1 protein-coding gene is annotated in these 1,446 nt (G+C 67.2%); it reads left to right on the top strand.

Annotated features, from left to right (window positions below):
* The first annotated feature begins 114 nt into the window (after positions 1–114).
* Positions 115–1,440 carry an ISL3 family transposase gene (locus CKW39_RS15205; RefSeq protein ID WP_095798962.1) on the top strand — a complete coding sequence of 442 codons (1,326 nt, stop codon included), beginning with the start codon at positions 115–117 and terminating at the stop codon, positions 1,438–1,440.
* The last annotated feature ends 6 nt before the right edge of the window (positions 1,441–1,446 follow it).

The following is a 1,446-nucleotide window of genomic DNA, read 5'->3' as shown; positions in this document are numbered from 1 at the left end:
GGCTCTTCAGAGTTGAGTGTGGGCGCGCCGGTGGTGCGGGGTAGCTGGGGATAGACGTCGAGGTCCTCGATGATGAGCGGACTCTTACCTCTGCTCGCACCAAGGACCTCGACAATGCTTAACCATAGTTGCGTATGCCCTGACGCGCTCGATCGCTGCGACCGATGCGATCTCCTCCTCGACTTCCCCGGCCTCCACCTGGTCTCGGTCACGCAGGCTCCCTCGGGCCTGGTGCTCGAGGTGGAGTCCTGCGTTCCGGTCCAAGGCTGTCCCGGCTGCGGAGTCATCGCTACTGGTCACGGCCGTGTGGTGGTCGAGGTGATTGATGCGCCCTGGGCGGGTCGGCCGGTGCGGGTCCGATGGCGCAAGCGCCGCTGGATCTGTCACGAGGACGTTTGTGCGGTGGTCTCGTTCGTCGAGCAGGACCCGGAGGTCTGTGCGCCGCGCGGTCTGCTGAGCACACGCGCGATCCGGTGGTCCATCGGTCAGCTCCGGCGCGAGGGAGCGACGATCCAGGGCCTGGCCCGGCAGCTCGGCACGACCTGGAACACCCTCTGGACTCAGGTCCGCCCCGTCCTGGCCACGGCCGCTGACGACCCGGTCCGGTTCGAGAACGTGCAGGTCCTGGGCGTGGACGAACACATCTGGCATCACCGCGACCCCCGCCGGCGCGGTCCGAAAGAGCTCACCGGGATGGTCGAGCTGACCCGCGGACCCCACCCCACCGCCAGGCTGCTCGACCTCGTCCCCGGCCGATCCGGCAAGGCCTACCGCGACTGGCTGGACGAGCGGGGCGAAGGGTTCCGGAAGCGGGTCGAGATCGCGACGTTGGACCCGTTCCAGGGATACAAGAACGCGATCGATGACCAACTCGAGGACGCCACCTGCGTGCTGGATGCGTTCCACATCGTCAAGCTCGCCGGCGCGGCAGTCGATGACGTCCGCCGCCGGATCCAACAGGAGACCCTCGGCCACCGAGGCCGCAAGGGCGACCCCCTCTACGGCATCCGCCATGTTCTCCGCGCCGGGCGAGAACGCCTCACGTCTCGCCAGCAGACTCGCCTGGAAGCTGCGTTCACGGCCCATCCCGATCACATCGCGGTCGAAGTCGCCTATCGCTGCGCTCAGGACCTTCGGGACGTGTTCCACCAGCCCACGCCTGCACGAGGACGCCAGCTTGCCGAAAAACTCATCGCCTCGCTGCCGACCTGCCCGATTCCCGAGATCGCCAGGCTCGGAAAGACCCTGAGACGCTGGAAGACCGCGTTCCTGGCCTACTTCGACACCGACGGCGCGAGCAACGGTGGTACCGAGGCCATCAACGGGATCATCGAACTCGGCCGCCGCATCGCCCGCGGCTTCCGCAACTTCGAGCACTACCGCCTCCGCATGCTCCTCATCACCGGTGGACTCGACGCCTCACCCCACACTCAACTCTGAAGAGCC

The organism is Kocuria sp. WRN011 (genome assembly GCF_002295155.1).
GTDB lineage: Bacteria > Actinomycetota > Actinomycetes > Actinomycetales > Micrococcaceae > Kocuria > Kocuria carniphila.
The sequence above is the reverse complement of the archived record's forward strand: the minus strand, read 5'-3'. Positions and strand labels throughout refer to the sequence as shown.